Origin of the sequence: Bradyrhizobium sp. (assembly GCF_016462955.1) — a bacterium.
Taxonomy (GTDB): domain Bacteria; phylum Pseudomonadota; class Alphaproteobacteria; order Rhizobiales; family Xanthobacteraceae; genus Bradyrhizobium.
This window is the reverse complement of sequence record NZ_JAEMSD010000747.1, coordinates 1-2500: the sequence shown is the minus strand read 5'-3', so window position 1 is coordinate 2500 and position 2500 is coordinate 1. Positions and strand designations below refer to the sequence as shown.

Annotated in this window: 4 protein-coding genes; 1 reads left to right on the top strand and 3 read right to left on the bottom strand. The window is 64.6% G+C overall.

The features are described from left to right. On the top strand, positions 1-211 hold a 211-nt coding region (locus JHD07_RS37795; RefSeq protein ID WP_291631476.1), incomplete at its 5' end, for a uroporphyrinogen decarboxylase family protein. 151 nt (positions 212-362) lie between these two features. Here JHD07_RS37795 and JHD07_RS37790 read toward each other — a convergent pair. The 3 genes from JHD07_RS37790 to JHD07_RS37780 all read right to left on the bottom strand — a co-directional run. Continuing rightward, a complete protein-coding gene (locus JHD07_RS37790; RefSeq protein ID WP_291631474.1) occupies positions 363-1004 on the bottom strand; it encodes a response regulator in 642 nt (213 codons plus the stop codon). 141 nt (positions 1005-1145) lie between these two features. Next, positions 1146-2126, bottom strand: coding sequence for a hydroxymethylbilane synthase (gene hemC / locus JHD07_RS37785; RefSeq protein ID WP_291631471.1), 981 nt, complete (start codon positions 2124-2126; stop codon positions 1146-1148). 26 nt (positions 2127-2152) lie between these two features. Further along, on the bottom strand, positions 2153-2500 hold a 348-nt coding region (locus JHD07_RS37780; RefSeq protein ID WP_291631469.1), incomplete at its 5' end, for a GMC oxidoreductase.

Here is a 2500-nt window from a genome sequence, read left to right as displayed (position 1 = left end):
CATCCGCGAGCGGGTGCAGAGCAAGGTCGCCGTGCAGGGCAATCTCGATCCGCTCGTGCTGATCACGGGAGGCGCCGCGCTCGACCGGGCGGTCGACGACGTGCTGGCGAATTTCGCGCAAGGACGGTTCATCTTCAACCTCGGCCACGGCATCCAGCCGGAAACGCCGATCGCCCATGTCGAGCAGATGATCAAGCGCGTGCGGAGGTAATCCGGCCGCTCCCAATGGAGCGGACGCAAAAACGCGAAAACAACCCCATGCACAGTAGGCAAGTCGTTGAAAACGCTGTACCCGCACGACCGGCTCAGGCGCGTCTTGACACGTCGGGCAAAACAGGCGCGCGCGGGCATCACCCGCGCAATCAGTGAACGGTGCGGCGCCCCGAGGCTGTGAGGCGGTCCTTGGGAGCCTGCGCCCCCTTGAAGGCCATGATCGAAAGCTGCGCGGTCGTCTTGACGCCGGCCTTCTGCATGATCCGGGCCCGGTGATCCTCGATCGTCCGCGGACTGATGCCAAGCTTCCGCGCGATCGCCTTGCTCGATGCCCCCCCGATCAGATGATCCAGAACCTCGCACTCGCGCTTGGTCAGTCCTCGCGATTGCTTGAAATGCTCGACCGGGTTTGCTGAATGCGCCGGCTGGCTGCCGCCGGCCGACTCGATTCGCGCAACCAGGTCTGCCGGACTGAATGGCTTCTCGACGAAATCCGCCGCTCCGATCTGAAGTGCATGCACGGCGGTCGGAATATCGCCCTGACCCGACACCATGAGGATCGGGGCCGGACAGGTTCGATCGGTCAGTTGCCCAAGGACATCCAGCCCCGAAATTCCCGGCAGACACAGATCGAGAAGAATGCATGCCGGCGAGGCATTTCGCGCCTTCGCGATCAGTGCTTCGCCATCGGCGAAGAAAACCGGCCGATAGCCTGCTCTTTCGAGGACGACCCTCAACATCGCGCGCGTCGTCAGATCGTCTTCGAGAATGAATACCTCGTTCTCCGTCATCGTCGTCGCCTTTCCGTTCAAACCGCGACTGCTATGCGCTGAGTGCAGCGGCAGGAAAAGCGAAAGTCACCAAGACGGTTCGCGACCAAATAACGACAAGTTCGCGTAAAATTGCAACAGATTAGGCCAGAATTAACGCTTTCAGCGCGGCCGGCTGCGCTCGATGATCTCGGCGGCGCCCTTCGCCAGCAGATCCAGGCCTACCGCACGGCCGAGCTCGCGCGGGCGATTGGCGGGACCCTCGCGCGAGGCTTCGATGATGGTGTTGCCGGAGAGGTCGAGCACGGAGGCGGTGAGCGACATCCGATCGCCTGCGATGGTCGAAAAGCCCGCGACCGGCGAGTTGCAGTGACCGTTCAGCACCCACAGCACTTCGCGCTCGGCATCGGCGGAGGCGTGTGCGGCGGGGTCGTCGATCGACGACAGGAGCTGCCGCGTCTGCCAGTCCTGGGCCGCGCATTCGACCGCGACGATGCCCTGCCCCGCTGCGGGAAGCATCTCCGCCGCGGTGAACTCGTAGGCGATACGATGGGACAGGCCGACCCGATCGAGCCCGGAGCGCGCCATGATCAGCGCATCCGCCGGCCCCACCGCGCCGCCATCCGGCAGACGCTGCTTCTCGCGATTGTCGAGCTTGCGAACCCTCGTGTCGGCCGCGCCGCGGAAGTGAATGACCTCGACATCGGCAAACAACCGCCGCGCATAAGCCGCTCGGCGCACCGCATTGGTGCCGATCTTGAAGCCCTTGCCACGGGACTGGCGCAGCGCCTCAAGGGTCACGCCGTCGCGCAGCACCAGCGCATCACCGGGCGGATCGCGCGACAGCGTAGCACCGATGACGAGACCCGGCGTATCCTCGTTGCCGGGCATGTCCTTCAGCGAATGCATAGCCGCCTGAAGCTCGCCCGACAGCACGGCGGCGCGGATCTGCGCCACGAAGGCGCCGCCCTTGCCGCCGTGGGGCAGCAGCTTGCTGGTCTGGTCGAGATCGCCCGTGGTGTCGAACTTGACGATCTCGACGTCGAGACCGGGCACGGCGGCGACGAGGCGGCGCGCGATCTCTTCCGTCTGCGCCAGCGCCATGGCGCTCTTGCGTGTGCCGATCTTCAGTCGCGTAGCCAAGTCGTGGTCCTCTCAATGATCGCGGGTCAGCGCGCATCCTCCAATATCATGTCGGAGGCCTTTTCGGCGATCATGATGATCGGCGCGTTGGTGTTCCCGGAGACGAGGTCCGGCATGACCGAGCCATCGACGACGCGAAGGCCGTCGAGCCCCCTCACCTTCAGCCGCTGATCGACCACCGCGAGCGCGTCGTTGCCCATACGACAAGTCGAGGTCGGATGATAGATGGTGCTGCCGCGCTCGCGGCAATAATCCAGGAGCTCGGCGTCCGTCGATACCTTCTCACCGGGATCGTATTCGCTGACCACGAACGGCTTCAGCGCCGGCGCGTTCAGGATCTTGCGCAGGATCTTCAAGCCCTCGACGTTGGTGGT

What these genes read in the sequence shown, in the direction of transcription:
- JHD07_RS37790 (WP_291631474.1), bottom strand. Translation starts at nt 1,004, where the DNA reads ATGACGGAGAACGAGGTATTCATTCTCGAAGACGATCTGACGACGCGC.